Below are 16,311 nucleotides of genomic sequence, written 5' to 3' on the forward strand. Positions count from 1 at the left end.
GATTTTTTAGACTGGCAAACGTGCTTCTCTTATGTAGATAACAATTAACGGAAGAATTATATGACTTTTAAGCCACTGGCCTGTGCATTGATTGCTACTTCATTTCTTACTGCATGTTCAACCGGACCAGTAAAACAGAAAGTAAACAATGAACCGGTCGTCTTTACTGAACCTGAAATTTCTCCACCATTTTATGCACTAAACCCGTTTGATTATAATGCTCCGCCTCCATTTGAAGTTGCGCTAAAAGCAGCCGCAGCACAGCCAGTTACCAAGCTTCAGGTCACAGACCCAACCACTGGCCAGACTACGACCCTTGAAACCAATAAACTTATTGTTCCAATTATCAACAGTAATCAGCGCGCCATGAAATTTGCTGTACTGGCTGGTGAAAATGAAATTGATATTACTGAAATTGATGACTTTCTACAGCTGGTAGAAGGTAAGGCACGCCATTATCCACCACGCTTTACCGAACGTCAGGAACGTCGTGGTTTTGAAAATAAACTTAAAGAGGTTAGTCAACGACTCGATACACTGGCAGCTAATCCAAATGCTTCATTCGATGTATTAATTCGTGCTTTCAAAGCAAGTGTAATGGCACGCAATCTGGACCTGGGTAAAAACTATACGACTCAGTCACTAGTTTATGCACAGCGTATTTTACGTATTAACCAAGATGATCCAGAAGCCAATTTCTGGTTTGGCTTTGCCCTGTCTGAAGGTGGCGGTCAGCGTGAAGCGATTCCATATCTGGATAAAGCAATGAAATTTGGCGTACAGGAAGCTTATCTTTCAGCAGCTAATAACTATATTGCAATGGAACAGAAAAAGAATGCGACCACAACTCTAAAAAATTATAAAGTAAAATATTCGCAAGAAGCCGAAGTTGCTGACCGTTTGATTGAAGAAATTGACAAGCGGGGCCGCTGGAATGTCTGGCAGATATTAAATATAAATGTTCCTGCCACTCCATCTGCACCTGTAGCTACAGCAGCTCCAGGTACTGCCACTCCTGCACAACCTGCCTCATAACTCTCACACATTTTGCACAATTTAGGCTGCTTCGGCAGCCTATTTTTATAGGGTTTGAATTGAAAACAGCCAGAATTCACGTATGATTTAATCGAGATTATCTTGTTGATTCTTCAGCCCATGTTTAGAAATAAAATAAATAGAATCTGGCTATTATCTACCCTATCCGTTGTGCTGCTCAGCGGTTGCCAGGTGGTCAGTGTTAAACAGCAAGCATTGAATATCAGTATCGCAAATGAACGCGATAGCATTTTAACCCGTGACCGGATGAGTGAGGCCAGTCTGAACGTATTGTCCATGACGGGACGTGAAGCTGAGGCCTGTACTGAGAAGCCGGATGAGTGTATTAAAGAACTCGAGCAGATTCCACAGATCATGGATGAGCAGATGCTTTCCGCTGCTAGTGAGATATATCTGGCAAAGTCGCTTGAACTTTCTGGAGGAGCCGAATGCACAGCACCAAAGAGTAAAGGTGACTCAACTAAAGCTATGGAGAAGCGAAAATTACAGGAACAGAATTATAATCAGTGTCTGGATCAACAGCTGAATCTTCTGGACAAAAGCATCCGTTATAGCTATGCCTATCTGTTTAAAACAGAACGCCATCCTGAAGACCGGATTTTTGATAACCGTCAGGTACAGATTCGTGATTTTTATAACCAGGCGCTAGCAAAGCTGGTTACAACTTATAGTTTACGCCATCCTAGTAAAACGGTTTCACCCCAAATTAAGGTGGGTAAAAGTATCTACACTATTAATGTAGATCAATACCCACAGCTTAAAAACCAGCCATTAGAACAATTGCTTTCAAGTTATAACCTTAACTTCTCAGGGCTACGCTCAATTAACCGTCGTGACGGTTTTGGCTCTGAGTTTGTTGTAGTATTACCACAGGAAGAGCGTAAGGAAGTAGATAAATATATCCTTGACCCAATGAACTTTTCTTATGAAAATGGCGTAAATCCGAATATTCATAAGGCTCGCTATCTAGCAGTAACTATTACAGCTCAGCCAAAGACAGAGAGCAGTATAGAAGAAATATTAAACAGTCCGCACTTTCAGTTAAATGTATATGATCCTTACAGTACCAAGAAAGTTAAAGTAGGAGGTGAAAATTATCCACTTGCGGCCAACTTTTCTGCACCTTACGGTTTGTGGCTGGCTCAGAATAATCTGGGTATTGCGGCTTATCTTACCCTGCTTGACCGGCGGCAAGATTTAACTATGCCGCATTTATACATGCTTGAGCCCTATAACCCGGACAAAAAAGTAATCGTATTGGTCCATGGACTGGCCAGCAGTCCAGAGGCTTGGATTGCAGTAACTAACGACATTATGGGTGATAATGTATTACGTGAACACTATCAGGTATGGCAAGTTTTCTACTCTACCAATATGCCAATCATTGAAAGTCGTTTTCAGATCTATGCCTTGCTACAGCAAGCTTTCAAGAATCTTGACCCAAATGCTCCCTCTGCTAAAGATGCAGTTCTGATTGGTCATAGTATGGGAGGTATTATTAGCCGCTTATTGGTAAGTCAGGCTGACCTTTCAGAAACAGCACTTCAGAAAATGAACTCTTACCAGCTGGTACAGTATCGAAATGAGCCCATGATTCGCGAGCGTCTACGCCTGCAACCTATCAATAATTTTACTCGCGCTGTATTTCTGGCAACTCCTCATAAAGGAACTAGATATGCTGATCGTTGGTTTACCTTGGCAGCACGTAAAATTATCCGCATACCAGGTACTTTCGTAAATGCAATTGGCGAATCTCTACGAAATGATGACTTGAGTATTAAGGATATCTTACAGCAGGTTGATCGCTCACTAATTCAGAATGGACCAAGCAATTTAAGCTATAAATCTAAATTTATTGACTTGACTGAAGATGTGATGCCTGTTGATGGTCTGGTATATCATTCAATTCTTGGAAATAATACAGACAGTCAAGATCCAAATGTGATTACAGATGGTGTAGTTACCTATCAAAGTGCTCACCTAGAAGGCGCGGCCTCTGAAAAAATCTTTAAAGGTGGCCATTCTATTCAAATGACGCCAGAAACTATTCTTGAACTGCGCCATATTCTAAGACAGCATTTAACTGAACTGGGTCTTTACCATCCTGATGAAATAAAAATTGAGTCACCCTAAATATAAACTTATAAAAAATGGGCTCTTAAAGGCCCATTTTTTTGCTCTACTGAATTTCAAGCTTTCATTTTTCTTAAGGTAAGTATCTGTTCGCTGCGTCCAAAAGGCCCTTGGGTATCGTGTAATACAGCGCTAGTTAAACCGATACCATCTTCTCCATACTGTTGTACAGCTTCTATGCCCAGCCATTTTCCTTGTGGAATACGGTATAAATGCAGCTGCAAGTCCAGGTTTGGAAAACCCCATTCAAAATTGCCTTCCTGACGTGGCACTATTCCATTCGCTGTATCAACCATCCCGAGTAAACGAACAAAATCAGTAGTAGATTTATCGTTAACCATATCAAGTTCATTTTTTAGCCAGACCGTACCTTTACCTGCCCGGTGGTTTTCATCGGTACGTGCCTCGATACTTTCAATATAACCACCTGGCCAGCGCTTCATACCATCCCAAACGGGTAGCGATTCAGGATGTGTGACAGATTGATCTTCAATTCCTGCCACTTTTGAAGAGTCAGCTTTCAGCATACGCCAAGCACGCGCCACAATACAGGTCTTCCCTCCAGCTTGCATTTCTGCTTCGATCAGCTCAATCGTTTTTCCAGGACGAATGACGCGAGAAGTAATTGAAAAATCACCAAAATGGATGAGTCCAAAAATATCCAGGCTAATTCGACCGATACGCATATCATCACGTGGCATAAACTGTTCCAGTTCAGCACACATAATTCCGGTTGCAGGCGCCATATGCTGTTCATGCGGATTCCATGCACCTTGCGCATGCCGATTAGAGCTATAGAATGTTGTAACCGTACCATCCTGATTCTGTTTACGCTCAAGTAACTGATAATAAGCTGACATAAATTTCCTTATCCATTTTTAGTTTATCTTGCCCACATGTTTTCTGGGTATTTTAGGCTTGGTAAAGTAAGTAGCTGTATTGATAAAACATACATAGTTTTAGTTCACTAATATTCATAATAAACATAACTGCTTGAAAAGTGTTAGGCAAAAAACTGCACTTTTACTGTATTTTATGACTCAGGAGTTCTAAAAATTAGAATCAATATTTTTACGTGAACCTACCCATTTCAAAAAATTGTAGACGTAAATATTTATAAAAACAGATTTTTATACTTAGGCTATTTTAAAAATTTATTTCTATATAATTAATTTTATATTTATAAATATAGAATTCTAAGATGAACCATTGGATTACTATAACCGCTCGACAAATAAAATTCCGTTCAGATGATCAATCTCATGTTGTATGATCCGGGCGGGGAAACCTTTATATATTGTTTCTACTGGTTCACCCTCTAAAGTTAAATAACGCAGCTTAACTGTCTCAGCCCGCTCTACAGTACCCCGCACATCCGGTACACTCAGGCAGCCTTCCTCTCCCATACAAGTTTCTCTGGAAAATTCTAATATTTCCGGGTTCACCATCACTACTGCCTCCATTTCCGGTGCATCGGAATAACGTAGATTAGAGCGTGATGCTACAATAATAATACGTTTAGAGATATAGACCTGTGGTGCTGCAATTCCTACTCCATTTTGCTCAAGCATAGTCGTGTGCATAGCTTGAGCAAGCTGCCTTAGCCATTCAGTGTTAAATTCATTTTCTGAAACTTCTGCAGCTTTTAAAGTTAAAACTTTTTCACCACGCTGGGCTACTGGCAAGCTGATACTCATCCCTCATCCCTCTTTCTCCCTGCGATTAATAGACATTTATATTTTGATTTACAATAAATTAAAAATGACGGAAGCAGCTACATTCCCTCTTCAATTTCTCGTATTATAAAATAAATATAGAATATTATCGGTTAAGTTTATGACCGCTACACAACTGTTGCTTGGAGTGCTCTTTAGCTCTATTGGTTTAGGCTATTTCTTATATGGCAGGAAACAGAGTATGACTGTTCCCTTAGTCTGCGGCCTGATATTGATCATTTTTCCCTATTTTGTAGAGAATCTTTTCCTGTTGGGCGGTATTGGTTTAGTGCTTGCCGTTTTACCTTATTTCCTGCGTTATTAATTTTTAAATATAATAGAGTTCTTGACAGATTCATCTATTTTTAAGCCATTAATAAAATTAAAGGCCATTTTTTAAGCTTGGCCTTTAATCCTTTTAGTAGTTTAAAAAGTAAATCCAAGATTTAAATTAATACGGTATAGCCATTTATCACTATTTGGTGAAGTTGCAGAGGTATAGCCTGTTGAGTTAGTTGAACCACCAATAATATTGGAGTTTTTACCCCACGTATAATCTGCCCAAACCATAAATGGTGATGCAATAAACATCATTCCTGTTGTATTCATTTGTGAATCGGACCAGTCATTACGAGCTTTATCTAAATAGCTATAATCGTTATAAAAACGAATAGCTTTTAATTTCCCAAAATCTTTAACCGGCAATGTGTAGGCCAGATTTAAACTCGTAACTGTACCTTCAGAGGCTATAAAGTATGCCGGCGTTAAACCGTTTGCCCCCATCAAAGTCATATCACTATTTACACCATCCGGATTTTTAGCATCGTACTGATAGTGAATGACCGAACTTTGTAAGTTAAAGCGCTTATAGTTGTTTTCAGTATGCAAACCGACTGCATAATATTTGCCGTCTTTATCGGTAATATTATTATGTAATTGTGCAATTGCACCCGATATACCAAACTCCTGTTTACCAAAATCAGTTTCTAACTTGCGAACAATGCGAGTATTAACCTGATGACGTTTTTCATTTTGATAGGCTTTTTGAGATGGAAATGCATTCCCTGCCAAGTCATCATAAGTTGCACTCTCAGGTGAATAACGCAAGTTCGTTTCTAACATTTGCGGGTAATAACCGAGTTTTACATCCCAATCTTTGTCGTGATAATTCCAGTTAATCCCCGGTGCAATATTGTTGCCATAACCTAAAAAAAATGGAATGTGGTAAGTCCAGCCATTTTGCGGATAGGGATAAATCGTAAAAGGTTTATAAACCAGACCCGCTTCAATGCTGTTATTGACATCTAGGTTATAACCAACATATGCCTTTTCAATTGATGTTTTTTCCTGATCCTGAATGATATAACTCGCGTTTAGATATGCATCATCAAAAGTACCTTTTAAATCAATTCTAAAAATATCAAAATCAAGTTTACCTATTCCACGGTTAGGGCTATCCCAACTCTCATAGCGCTGATTTAAACGAACCAATCCACCTAACTTTAATGAGTCGGTGCCGTCAGCACTTTTCCATTCAAGCAATGAATCTTTTGCAAATACATTTACACTTATCCCCAGCGTAAGCGGTGCAATGAATGCCATGATTAATGAAGTCTTTTTCATCTCTACATCCTTGATTGAGTTCCAGCGTCCTGCTGGAACTTTATTTGCTTTACCTGTAAAACTTCGTTTTTATTGTTTTTTAGACAAAAAAATTTATCTAAAAAAAGGATGGCTTAGCAGCTCCCATAGCATATGTACTAAACCATCCAAACTGGTTAATACAGTTTCTTTTGCGGTGGACCCGCAAAGTTTAATGGTCCAATCGAGTTCATATCGAGCTCAATCACGGTTGGCCCTTCAAAAGCAACAGCTTCTTGAATAACCGTTTTAAACTCATCTGCACTACCGACTTTCCAGCTTTTCACACCCATTGATTCGCCAAGGAGTTTGTAGTCAGGTGTGTGCAATTCATTGAAATACTGGCGGCCACCAAAGTAGTTATTTTGAATGCCACGCATTACGCCATAACCACCGTCATTCATAATCATTAAGACCATGTTGGTATTTTCTTGCACCATGGTTGCGATTTCACCAATACCCAGCATTAAGCCGCCATCGCCGACTAAACCAATTACTTTTTTGTCAGGGTTAGCAACCGAAGCACCAATTGCTGTTGCAAGACCTAAACCAATTGCACCCGCAAGTGAGTGGATGTTTTGGTTTGGTGCCTGTACAGGAAATAAACGACTGCCCCATGTACTGCCCGACATGGTGATGTCACGTACAAAAATACCGTCTTGAGGTAAAGCTGCACGTAAGTAGTCACAAATTAAAGCGTACTGATCGATTTGCTTGTGTAGTGCATCAATTGCAGCCTGTTTAGCCGCGACTACAGCAGCATCGTAATCGGCATCAATTTTTGAAGTTCCTTGAAGCTGCTCTAACACACGTGTTAGGACATCTTTCGCATCGCCACAAATGAAGTTGCGGATTTTGTAATTACGTTGCTGAGCCACCGGGTTGGCATCTACCTGAATAATGTTTTCAGGGAATTCAACCGAATAAGTTTTAGTTTCATTACTACGTAAACGAGAACCCACCACAACCATCAGGTCAGCATCTTTTAATAATTGCTCCACACCTGCCGAGTTATGGAAAGCACCTAAACTACGTGGATGATCATCTGGCAATACCCCACGACCATGTGTAGACGACACAACTGGAATACCTAAATCTGCAATTGCTTTCACTTCAGCAACGCTATTTAAAGTTCCACCACCAATCCAGAAAATTGGACGTTTTGCTTTTTTGATTTCACTGACAAGAAGATCAATTTCTGCTTGCTCTGCCTGTGGTAACTCAAGTGCTTTGACTGCCCCTAAGTTAAGTGGCAAATCAATTTCTGCTGCCTGCACATCAATCGGCAGCTCAACACTTACCGGTCCCATTGGAACTGTAGTTGCGACACGGATGGCTTCACGAATCACACCAACGGCATTGTCTGGACTGGTAATACGGAACGCCGCTTTGCTTGATGCACGTAAGAATGTAAGTTGGTCTTTAGTTTCATGAATGAAGCTTGCATCACGGTCGAGATATTCACGCTCAACTTGACCTGTTAAATGCAATACAGGACTACCTGCATTCATTGCTTCAATGAGTGAACCCACTGCATTACCTGCGCCAGCACCCGTACTGGTTAACGCTACACCTAGGCCTTTAAAGCGTGAGTGTGCATCTGCCATAGTAACCGCACCCGCTTCACCACGGGCTGCGACAAAGCGCATTTTTTCACGGCGCCCTACTGCATCGGCAATGGGTAAATTGTGGATGGAGATAACACCATAAATACTATCAACTTGGTGCGCTTCTAATACTCTTGCGATTGCTTCGCCTACATTTACACGTTCAGTCATGTCTGTTCCTCAAAATTTGTTTTCAGTCCTTGAATTTATTAATCGCACCAAGGGTTAGGCTGTTCATTCAGCCCCATATAAATACTCTTTTGTTGCATGTACGATAAAATGCCCAAACGGCCTTTTTCGCGCCCAATCCCACTGTCTTTAAAGCCACCAAACGGCGCACTAATCGAGAATTTTTTGTAGGTATTAATCCATACCGTTCCCACTTCTAAGGCACGTGCTATACGCCAAGCTTTGCGATAGCTTTCAGTCCAAATACCTGCGGCAAGACCAAAACAACTGTCATTGGCTTGGGCAATTAAATCTTGCTCATTGTCATATTTCATAACGACTAAAACAGGGCCAAAAATTTCTTCCTGACAGGTTTGAGCACTGTTATTTAAGCCCGTGATAATGGTTGGTAAGTAATAGCTTCCTTTGGCATAGTCACCAGTGGTAAGTGCTTCACCACCAATCAGAACCTGACCACCTTCGCTTTTGGCAAGCTGCACATAACGGTCAACGGACTGCAAATGTTTGTCATTCACTAGTGGCCCTAAATGCACACCAGCCTGTTCCGGATGGCCCACACGTAAGCCTTTGGTAATTTCAACCAAACGTGTTAAAAACTGATCGTAAAGACTGCTATGAATAAACAAGCGAGAACCTGCAATACACGCTTGGCCTGCCGAGCTAAAAATACCGTACGCGACACCTTTAGCAGCCAGTTCGACATCTGCATCTGGCAAAATGATGGTTGGTGACTTACCACCTAACTCAAGCGAAGTAGTAATCAGTTTATCTGCGGCAATATGAGCTAAATGACGCCCCGTGGTTGTTCCACCTGTAAAAGAAATTTTACGAACCAATGGATGTTGAGCAATGGCATCCCCAATTACCGAACCACGACCCACTAGCACGCTGAGTAAGCCTTTTGGTAAACCTGCTTCTTCAAAAATTTTGGCAAGCTCTAAAGCAATGAGTGAAGTTGCTTCTGCTGGTTTTAACACCACGGCATTTCCTGCTGCCAAAGCTGGAGCAAGCTTTTGAACTTCACTCGCAATTGGAGAGTTCCAAGGGGTAATGGCTGCTACAACACCCACTGGTTCATGCACGCTCATGGTCATAAAGTCTGGAGCACGTTGAGTGGTGAGCTCATCATTCATTGTTTCACATGCCGCTGCAACATAACGTGCAGTCGCCGCAGCACTCATGACCAAACCACGAGTTTCGGTTAAAGGCTTACCATTATCACGTGTTTGTAATTTCGATAAATCATCTACACGCGCTTCAATAATGTCTGCAACTTTGTAGAGAATACGCGCGCGCTCATGCGGCAAGCTGTTTCTCCAGCTCGGATGACGCCAAGCCTGATCCGCTTTTTCAATTGCTTCATTTACATCTTCAAGCGTTGCTGTTGAAAGCTCAGCGTTTACCGACTGATCTGCCGGAAACAGGCTTTGAATGACTGCACCACGGCCTAATCGCCATTCACCTGCAATATAAATTTCCTTTGCCATGATCAAATCCTTCTTAAATCTGTATTGCTTCTACACTGTTGCGACAAGCACGAATCACGCTAAGCGCAGCCAAAGTTGATGTTTTCGGGTTACTTGGCAACGGTACGCCCACCAGTTCAATGGTCATTTGTCCAAAACCACCTTCTGCCACAATGGTGTGTTTGTTTTTGTTGATCGTTGGATCAACAGTTAACTCAACCATGGTTTCATCCATTCCAAGCCCTGCAAGTGCAATGGTTGCTGCAACGTTGGCATTGGCAGGAAATTTGGTCGCAGCTTCACGGGCAGTTCCAGTAAAAAAGATCGTAGGTTCTGAAACATGGTCTAAATCGACCAATTGCTCTGCATAACTGCCCTTCCAGCTTTTTGGGCTTTTACAGCCTTTGTAAGTGACTTTTTGCAAACCACCTTCTTTAGCCGCAGAAATACCGTCAATGCCTGCGATAGCCCCTGCAAGTAAATGCAGATGGGCATCATTTTTTTCGGCAGTTTGCTTAAGCTGAACCAAAAAATCGCTATCAGCTAAAGTACCCACCGAAATCAGACCAATGGTCCAGCCTTTCGCTAAAACTTTTTGAGCATGTTCTTTCACTGCTGCTTGACCTGCCACCTCAATGACATAGTCTGGCGTACCATCACATTGCTCAATATCTGAAATCACCTGAATGTCAGATGAGACTTGTGATTGAACTTTCTCAATGCTACGAGATGGCACGACAATCCATTTAAGTTGCAGATCTTGAGGCAAGTGGGCATACACTTCTGCTGCCATTGCGCCAAAACCAATCATCATCAACTTTTTCATGACAGCACCTGATATTTATAAATGTTTGTTAAAACCACCTGAGACATCTATCGCCGAACCTGTGGTGTAAGATGCCAATGGTGATGCCAAGAAAACTAAAGCACGTGCAGGTTCTTCTGGGCGACCTAAACGTTGCATTGGGATACCGCGATTTTTTGCGATATTGCCTGTCCACTCTTCCCATGACAGATTTAAATCTGAACGGGTTTCATAACGGCGTTTCCACTGCGCAGATTCCACCATACCTAGTAAAATCGAGTTCACACGAACACCATATTGAGTAAACTCATGCGCCAACGAATGGGTTAAATTCAACAGTGCAGCGCGTGCAGATGACGTCGCAATCATGTGTGGTTCCGGTTGCAATGCCAGTAATGAGTTCACATTGGTAATTGAGGCATTTGCCGACTGTTTTAAGTCGTCAAGAAAAGCTCTTACCGGATGTAAAACACTGAAATATTTCAGCTCAATTTCTTTCATCCAGTCTTCATCTTGCGTATTTTCAAAATTTGAAACACGACCTTGCCCAGCATTGTTAATGAGCATGTCTACATTGCCCAAATTGAGTCTGACCTCTTTAGCAAATTGCTGAACTTCCTCTTTTTTCAACACATTACATGCTTTGGTAAAAATATTGGCATGTGGAAATTTTTCTAAAATATAGTACTTTGAAGCATTTAAACGTTCTTCATCGCGACCACACCAAGCAACTTTTGCACCCTCTGCAACCAGTATTTCAACAGCAGCCAGCCCAACCCCAGATGAGCCACCGGTAACAACTGCAACTTTTCCTTCAACTTGGAAGCTCATAATCCTTAATCTCTCTTACGATTGTTCCTGAATCGTCAACATAATTTGGTTAAATGCTTGCGGTTGGTCGACATAACTTAAATGTCCTGCATCTTCTATGACGAAGCACTGTTCCAACTGCAATTCCTGAGCAAGCTCTTGTATACCTAACGCAGGAGTGATTTGATCTTGCTGCCCTGCAATGACTGTGCAGGGGACTTTTAAATCGGTTAAATAATTACGTATTTCGTCATATGCCAGTAAGTACGATGCATGGGTAAAACCTTGTAGGGTCAACTGCTGCATCACCTCTGAAACTAAAGCTAAGGCCTGTGGCTCTTGTTTATAAATCAAATGAGGTCCACGGCTTTGGGCCATTCCTTTAGCTCCGAATTCTTTCAACATTTTTGGTCTTTTTTCAAAAACCTGAATTTGTGTTTGCTCATCGTGGCATTGGTAGCCTTGTGCCAAGTTAGCAACAACCAAGTGTTCCACTCGCTCTGAGTAAAGTGCAGCAAATGCACTGGCCTGTAAGGCACCTAATGAGTGTCCGACCACAATTGCTTTTTCAATTTTTAAAACATCGAATAATGCTGCCAAACGCTTTGCGTAGTCGGTCGCATTCGGTTGATCCGTTAAAAGTTCAGCTGATTTGCCATAGCCTGGTGCGTCCCAAGCAATGACATGAAAATGATGAGACAGCACTTCAAGTTGGTTTACCCATGAAGCAGAACCTGAACTAATGCCATGCAACAGCACAAGGTACTCGCCCTGACCGGCTTCCCGATAGGCTTGCTGCTGGCCTTGAATAGTAACGGTTTTCACCGGAAATTCTGCTAACTTTTCAATGAGTGTCATCATTTTCAATTCGTTCCTTTCATTCACTTCATCAAACAATTAACGTTTGATTTGAGATAACGGATGCTCTGGTGGATAGTTCGGAATGGTTGGTTTACCTGTTCCTAACATCACACACATCAAGGCATCTTCTTGACTTGGGTTAAATAGACCACGATAGATCCCCGGTGGAATTGAAATCAGGTCACGCTCTTTTAAACGGGTCTCAAATTTTTCGCCGTTGTGCTCAATAAACAAATCAATTTCACCGCGAAGCATAAAAAATACTTCTTCAACGTCGTGGTGAATGTGCAAAGGGCCTTCACACTGTGGTGGCAGAACCATGGTTGAAAATGTGAAGTTTTCTGCCGGAACGGTGTTACCGTCATTTACGACACCTGTTGCACCCGTACCCATGTAACGCATTTGTGCACGGCGATATTTCGGGTCGTAATCTGCTTGGAACTTCAAAGCATCGAAGTCATATTTACGTGTCTCAAAGCGAGCAATACGTGTGTTTAACCAGTCTTCTAAAGAAGCACCCTCTGGTTGTACCCATGATTCGAATTGTTGTGTAGTCATTTTTTAAACTCCTATACAGTGAATTAATAACGTTTTAAAAGAGGAACCAAGAACAACGACCCAATGACAGCGACCGCAGCCAAGAAGGTAATTCCCAAATTAAAACTATGTGTTTGCATCACGATGTAACCGATCAGTACAGGCGCAATTGCACTTGCAAAATTGCCAAGACCATTAAATATTCCACCCGCAGTTGCACCGACATCTGCAGTTGTCACGCGGGCAAGCAAGGCAAATACAGCAGCGACACCAAAGCCCCAAGCCATAGCACTTAAAGACATCGCAGCAATGATTAGAATTGGATTAGTCATCAGAACCATGACATACATAAAGATTCCGGCTACCAGCAAACCGCTAAAGACCTGGACAGCACGACGTCCCAGTTTGTCTGAAAGAAAGGCGCCAATGATTTCACCAACCAGCATGGCAATAAACGGAAAGCTTGAATAAACACCAAATTCTTTAAGATTAAAGCCCTTATCCTGGATGAGATAAGACGGGACCCAACTATTTAACCCCCAGAGATAAGTCATTAAGGCGATATTGAATATACATACCAGCCAGAACGAACTGTTCTGTAACAGGAATTTAGTGTTTGCAATATGCCCTTGAAAATTGATGCGCTTAGCACCAGCTTCTAGTTCAATGGTTTTCTTGAGTTGCAGATTACGTAATCCAAATACAATAGCCAGTAAAGCAACAATCGTAAGTCCAGCCATTACAAAGAATGTGGTATGCCAGTCGTGATTAGCCAGTACCGCGGCAGTAATTGGAAAGCCTAGAAATGCGCCAATTGGAGTACCAAGTAAAAACATGGTAGAGGCGCGTGCCTGCTGCCGGTCTGTATAGGTCTGTTTAACGATGGTATATGCCAGCGCAAAGAGTGGTCCTTCTGCAAGCCCCAACAATACGCGTAGAAATAACATTCCTGCGTAGCTGGTGGTAAATCCCATAAAGAGCATGAGTATGCCCCATGCAGCTACGCTCCAGAACAGCATTTTTTTAGGATTAAAAATATCGCCCAGAAAACTCAAAAATACAGATGAAAAACCATAAGCCAGCAAGAAACTGGTCATCAGCCAGCCCAGCTTTGCCTTGTCACCTGCGATCCCCATCGCATCCTGGAAATGCGCATCGGAAAACAAAACTGCGATACTGATCTTGTCGAAAAATGCCAGTACTACACATACCATCAGGACAAAAGCTGGAAGCCAGTGCTTTAATCCATTTTTTTCTTCATTACTCATATGTCTTTCCTTGAGTCTAGTAATGAGTGCCGGATTCTATGTCTAAAGTTTTAATTTCATGACATTAAATTCAGGATCTTGTAATTGTTCAGGGTTAAGCTGGGTTTCAGACTGAATCCAGCGTTTTGCCAGTTTGACCAGTTTAGAATCATTAATGGCAACCATGTTCAGCAAAAGATTTTCATGGTCCAGATATAAATAGCTCACCTGGTTTTCACCACCTTGACGAATGATCACTTTTTTAGTTTTTTCAGGTTGATAATTTCCTAAAATCTGGATATTAAAGTGATACTGATCCGACCAGAGCCATGGAATATCGTTATATTCAGTTGCTATTCCGAGCATTGACTTGGCGGCCGCTATAGCCTGATTCTGCGCATTCGCCCAAGACTGAATGCAATAGCCCAAACCAGGATGGATCGCGACGTCTCCTGCGGCATAAATGTCCTGATCTGAGGTTTGCCCAAAATAGTTCACTACAATCCCATCTTTCACATCCAGACCTGCGTTGCTGCCTAGCTCTTTTGCAATTTCTGCACCAGCTCCTACAACGACACAATCAAAGAGTTCACTGGCCTGAGGATAATTAACAACCTCTACTTTTTGCTGATACGCCTCAACCAGATGCAAGTGCTTACTCTCTAAATGAATCACCGTACCTTGCTGTTCATGAATCTGTTTTAAAACACTGGAAACTTCTGGACTGACACTACGTGCACACAACCGGTCTCCATATTCAAAAACATGCACTTGCTTGCCCTGTTTTCGTGCAGTAGCGGCGATTTCAAGACCAATCCACCCACCACCCACCACTGCTACCTTATTTGCCTTTCCTAAACGTTCAGCCAAAGATTCACAGTCCTGTACATTTCGTAAAGTCAGTACATTAGGAATAAACTGCCAGGTTTTTACTGGTATACGTGCTCGGCTGCCTGTAGCAATCAGTAACTTGTCATAAGGTAGAGTTTTACCATCTTGCAGTATGACCTGTTTGTGCTGACGGTCTAGCTGTGTAGCAAAAGCCGGTTTGTGCCACTGAATATTAAAGCTCTCAATTTGATCGGCTGAAAATAAGCTTAGGCTTTCATAATCAGCCTCTCTAGACAGGACCTGTTTAGAGAGGGGTGGCCGCTCATAGAAGACCTGATCTTCATTAGAGACCACATGAATCTCACCCGAAAATCCATTTTGGCGTAATGTGCTTACGGCCCAGCCAGAAGCTTGTCCGGCTCCCACAATTACAATTCTTTCCATGATTCTGCTCTCCTTGGCTCAGGCATTTTTTTACAAAGACTTCACCTGACGGCGAGTAGTGTTATCCAAACCGCCTTCGATTGCCCATTCGGTAAAAAGTTCAAGGCAGTGTTCTTCTGTACGTGGCTGCCATTCTTCTGTCAGATAGTCATCATTGGTGTAATACTCAAATGCACCGCCCAATGGTGAGTTGACGTACCAGAAATAAGCAGAAGAAATTGGATGACGTCCTGGCCCAATAAAGGTCGACCACTCTGAACGGTTCATATGTAAACCGCCCCCAATTACCTCATGAATATCACGAACAACAAACGCAACGTGGTTCAGGCCAGCAGGTTTATTTGGAACGCTAAGTAAGAATAAATCGTGGTGATAACCTTCACCGCGGCAACGTAAGAATGCACCACGTTTTTTGTAGGCATCAGATAAATGAAAGCCTAATTTTTCAATGTAAAACTTTTCGGTGGTTGCCAGATCAGGAGTAAAAAATACCACGTGTCCAATCGCAACAGGCTGTCCTTTTTCATAGACAGGACTTGCGGCATTCACACGTTGAATATTACCGTATTGGTTAATGCCTTGCGTTTTAAGTTCTGGTACTTCTTTTACAAAACTTTGTTCAAAACGAATGGTCATACCATTGGGGTCAAGACACTGAACAGTTGTTTCAGTACGTTTAAAACCGTCTACATCGGCCAAATGAGCTGCCAAATTTTCAAGGTCTTGATTACTTTCAACACCCCACGTGACTTCACGTAAAGTTGAACCTTGCTCAATAGCAGTCGGCAAACGCTCATCATCGCAATTAAATAAATAAATTTTGCTACCATTTTGGGTTTGGTAAAGATCAGTACCTTCAATATCCGAACTACTTTGGCTTAAACCAAAATCTGCTAAAAACTTGTTTGAAGCGGCTCTATCTTCAACTCCAAACTTTAAAATCTCGATCCCTGTAATCATTTGACTACT

The 16,311-nt window shown here is 41.9% G+C and carries 15 protein-coding genes; 3 read left to right on the forward strand and 12 right to left on the reverse strand.

Going from position 1 to position 16,311, the window contains the following annotated elements; translation table 11 throughout:
• The first annotated feature begins 60 nt into the window (after positions 1 to 60).
• Both ABZP31_RS08450 and ABZP31_RS08455 read left to right on the forward strand, forming a co-directional pair.
• A complete protein-coding gene (locus ABZP31_RS08450) occupies positions 61 to 1,035 on the forward strand; it encodes an ABUW_2363 family tetratricopeptide repeat lipoprotein (RefSeq protein WP_017400626.1) in 975 nt (324 codons plus the stop codon).
• Between the two features lie 120 nt (positions 1,036 to 1,155).
• Positions 1,156 to 3,189, forward strand: coding sequence for a triacylglycerol lipase (locus ABZP31_RS08455; RefSeq protein WP_034431553.1), 2,034 nt, complete (start codon positions 1,156 to 1,158; stop codon positions 3,187 to 3,189).
• A 56-nt stretch (positions 3,190 to 3,245) separates the two neighbouring features.
• Here the strand turns inward: ABZP31_RS08455 and ABZP31_RS08460 are convergent, their stop codons facing one another.
• Positions 3,246 to 4,049 carry a thioesterase family protein gene (locus tag ABZP31_RS08460; RefSeq protein WP_005026413.1) on the reverse strand — a complete coding sequence of 268 codons (804 nt, stop codon included), beginning with the start codon at positions 4,047 to 4,049 and terminating at the stop codon, positions 3,246 to 3,248.
• Positions 4,050 to 4,406: 357 nt separating this feature from the next.
• The gene (gene def, locus ABZP31_RS08465) at positions 4,407 to 4,886 is read right to left on the reverse strand and encodes a peptide deformylase (protein WP_005026415.1); all 480 of its coding nucleotides are present in this window, start codon (positions 4,884 to 4,886) and stop codon (positions 4,407 to 4,409) included.
• Between the two features lie 139 nt (positions 4,887 to 5,025).
• Here def and ABZP31_RS08470 point away from each other — a divergent pair, with 139 nt between their 5' ends.
• Positions 5,026 to 5,229, forward strand: a complete 204-nt coding sequence (locus tag ABZP31_RS08470) for a hypothetical protein (protein ID WP_005026418.1) — start codon at positions 5,026 to 5,028, stop codon at positions 5,227 to 5,229.
• Between the two features lie 101 nt (positions 5,230 to 5,330).
• On the opposite strand, the gene ABZP31_RS08475 is transcribed toward ABZP31_RS08470, so the two are convergent.
• The 10 genes from ABZP31_RS08475 to ABZP31_RS08520 all read right to left on the reverse strand — a co-directional run bounded on the left by ABZP31_RS08475 (position 5,331) and on the right by ABZP31_RS08520 (position 16,302).
• Entirely contained in the window at positions 5,331 to 6,527 is a 1,197-nt protein-coding gene (locus ABZP31_RS08475; protein WP_017400628.1) for a hypothetical protein, read from the reverse strand.
• Between the two features lie 155 nt (positions 6,528 to 6,682).
• Entirely contained in the window at positions 6,683 to 8,323 is a 1,641-nt protein-coding gene (locus tag ABZP31_RS08480; protein ID WP_017400629.1) for a thiamine pyrophosphate-binding protein, read from the reverse strand.
• 38 nt (positions 8,324 to 8,361) lie between these two features.
• Positions 8,362 to 9,828, reverse strand: coding sequence for an aldehyde dehydrogenase (locus tag ABZP31_RS08485; RefSeq protein ID WP_248134464.1), 1,467 nt, complete (start codon positions 9,826 to 9,828; stop codon positions 8,362 to 8,364).
• A gap of 13 nt (positions 9,829 to 9,841) precedes the next feature.
• Complete coding sequence (locus tag ABZP31_RS08490; RefSeq protein WP_248122608.1) at positions 9,842 to 10,633, reverse strand: aspartate dehydrogenase; 792 nt, start codon at positions 10,631 to 10,633, stop codon at positions 9,842 to 9,844.
• A 15-nt stretch (positions 10,634 to 10,648) separates the two neighbouring features.
• Positions 10,649 to 11,443 carry an SDR family oxidoreductase gene (locus tag ABZP31_RS08495; protein WP_248134462.1) on the reverse strand — a complete coding sequence of 265 codons (795 nt, stop codon included), beginning with the start codon at positions 11,441 to 11,443 and terminating at the stop codon, positions 10,649 to 10,651.
• A 15-nt stretch (positions 11,444 to 11,458) separates the two neighbouring features.
• Complete coding sequence (locus ABZP31_RS08500; RefSeq protein WP_248134460.1) at positions 11,459 to 12,283, reverse strand: alpha/beta hydrolase; 825 nt, start codon at positions 12,281 to 12,283, stop codon at positions 11,459 to 11,461.
• Between the two features lie 36 nt (positions 12,284 to 12,319).
• A complete protein-coding gene (locus tag ABZP31_RS08505) occupies positions 12,320 to 12,841 on the reverse strand; it encodes a cupin domain-containing protein (RefSeq protein ID WP_248134458.1) in 522 nt (173 codons plus the stop codon).
• A gap of 23 nt (positions 12,842 to 12,864) precedes the next feature.
• Positions 12,865 to 14,088: an MFS transporter gene (locus tag ABZP31_RS08510; RefSeq protein WP_005026429.1), complete on the reverse strand. Its 1,224-nt coding sequence runs from the start codon at positions 14,086 to 14,088 to the stop codon at positions 12,865 to 12,867.
• Between the two features lie 42 nt (positions 14,089 to 14,130).
• Positions 14,131 to 15,342 carry an FAD-dependent oxidoreductase gene (locus ABZP31_RS08515; RefSeq protein ID WP_248134456.1) on the reverse strand — a complete coding sequence of 404 codons (1,212 nt, stop codon included), beginning with the start codon at positions 15,340 to 15,342 and terminating at the stop codon, positions 14,131 to 14,133.
• A gap of 30 nt (positions 15,343 to 15,372) precedes the next feature.
• Complete coding sequence (locus ABZP31_RS08520) at positions 15,373 to 16,302, reverse strand: VOC family protein (RefSeq protein ID WP_367156785.1); 930 nt, start codon at positions 16,300 to 16,302, stop codon at positions 15,373 to 15,375.
• Positions 16,303 to 16,311 lie beyond the last annotated feature (9 nt).

The sequence above is a fragment of the Acinetobacter sp. FL genome (assembly GCF_040744925.1).
Classification (GTDB): Bacteria; Pseudomonadota; Gammaproteobacteria; order Pseudomonadales; family Moraxellaceae; genus Acinetobacter; species Acinetobacter radioresistens.

What these genes read in the sequence shown, in the direction of transcription:
- ABZP31_RS08450 (WP_017400626.1), top strand. Translation starts at nt 61, where the DNA reads ATGACTTTTAAGCCACTGGCCTGTGCATTGATTGCTACTTCATTTCTT.
- ABZP31_RS08455 (WP_034431553.1), top strand. Translation starts at nt 1,156, where the DNA reads ATGTTTAGAAATAAAATAAATAGAATCTGGCTATTATCTACCCTATCC.
- ABZP31_RS08460 (WP_005026413.1), bottom strand. Translation starts at nt 4,049, where the DNA reads ATGTCAGCTTATTATCAGTTACTTGAGCGTAAACAGAATCAGGATGGT.
- def (WP_005026415.1), bottom strand. Translation starts at nt 4,886, where the DNA reads ATGAGTATCAGCTTGCCAGTAGCCCAGCGTGGTGAAAAAGTTTTAACT.
- ABZP31_RS08470 (WP_005026418.1), top strand. Translation starts at nt 5,026, where the DNA reads ATGACCGCTACACAACTGTTGCTTGGAGTGCTCTTTAGCTCTATTGGT.
- ABZP31_RS08475 (WP_017400628.1), bottom strand. Translation starts at nt 6,527, where the DNA reads ATGAAAAAGACTTCATTAATCATGGCATTCATTGCACCGCTTACGCTG.
- ABZP31_RS08480 (WP_017400629.1), bottom strand. Translation starts at nt 8,323, where the DNA reads ATGACTGAACGTGTAAATGTAGGCGAAGCAATCGCAAGAGTATTAGAA.
- ABZP31_RS08485 (WP_248134464.1), bottom strand. Translation starts at nt 9,828, where the DNA reads ATGGCAAAGGAAATTTATATTGCAGGTGAATGGCGATTAGGCCGTGGT.
- ABZP31_RS08490 (WP_248122608.1), bottom strand. Translation starts at nt 10,633, where the DNA reads ATGAAAAAGTTGATGATGATTGGTTTTGGCGCAATGGCAGCAGAAGTG.
- ABZP31_RS08495 (WP_248134462.1), bottom strand. Translation starts at nt 11,443, where the DNA reads ATGAGCTTCCAAGTTGAAGGAAAAGTTGCAGTTGTTACCGGTGGCTCA.
- ABZP31_RS08500 (WP_248134460.1), bottom strand. Translation starts at nt 12,283, where the DNA reads ATGATGACACTCATTGAAAAGTTAGCAGAATTTCCGGTGAAAACCGTT.
- ABZP31_RS08505 (WP_248134458.1), bottom strand. Translation starts at nt 12,841, where the DNA reads ATGACTACACAACAATTCGAATCATGGGTACAACCAGAGGGTGCTTCT.
- ABZP31_RS08510 (WP_005026429.1), bottom strand. Translation starts at nt 14,088, where the DNA reads ATGAGTAATGAAGAAAAAAATGGATTAAAGCACTGGCTTCCAGCTTTT.
- ABZP31_RS08515 (WP_248134456.1), bottom strand. Translation starts at nt 15,342, where the DNA reads ATGGAAAGAATTGTAATTGTGGGAGCCGGACAAGCTTCTGGCTGGGCC.
- ABZP31_RS08520 (WP_367156785.1), bottom strand. Translation starts at nt 16,302, where the DNA reads ATGATTACAGGGATCGAGATTTTAAAGTTTGGAGTTGAAGATAGAGCC.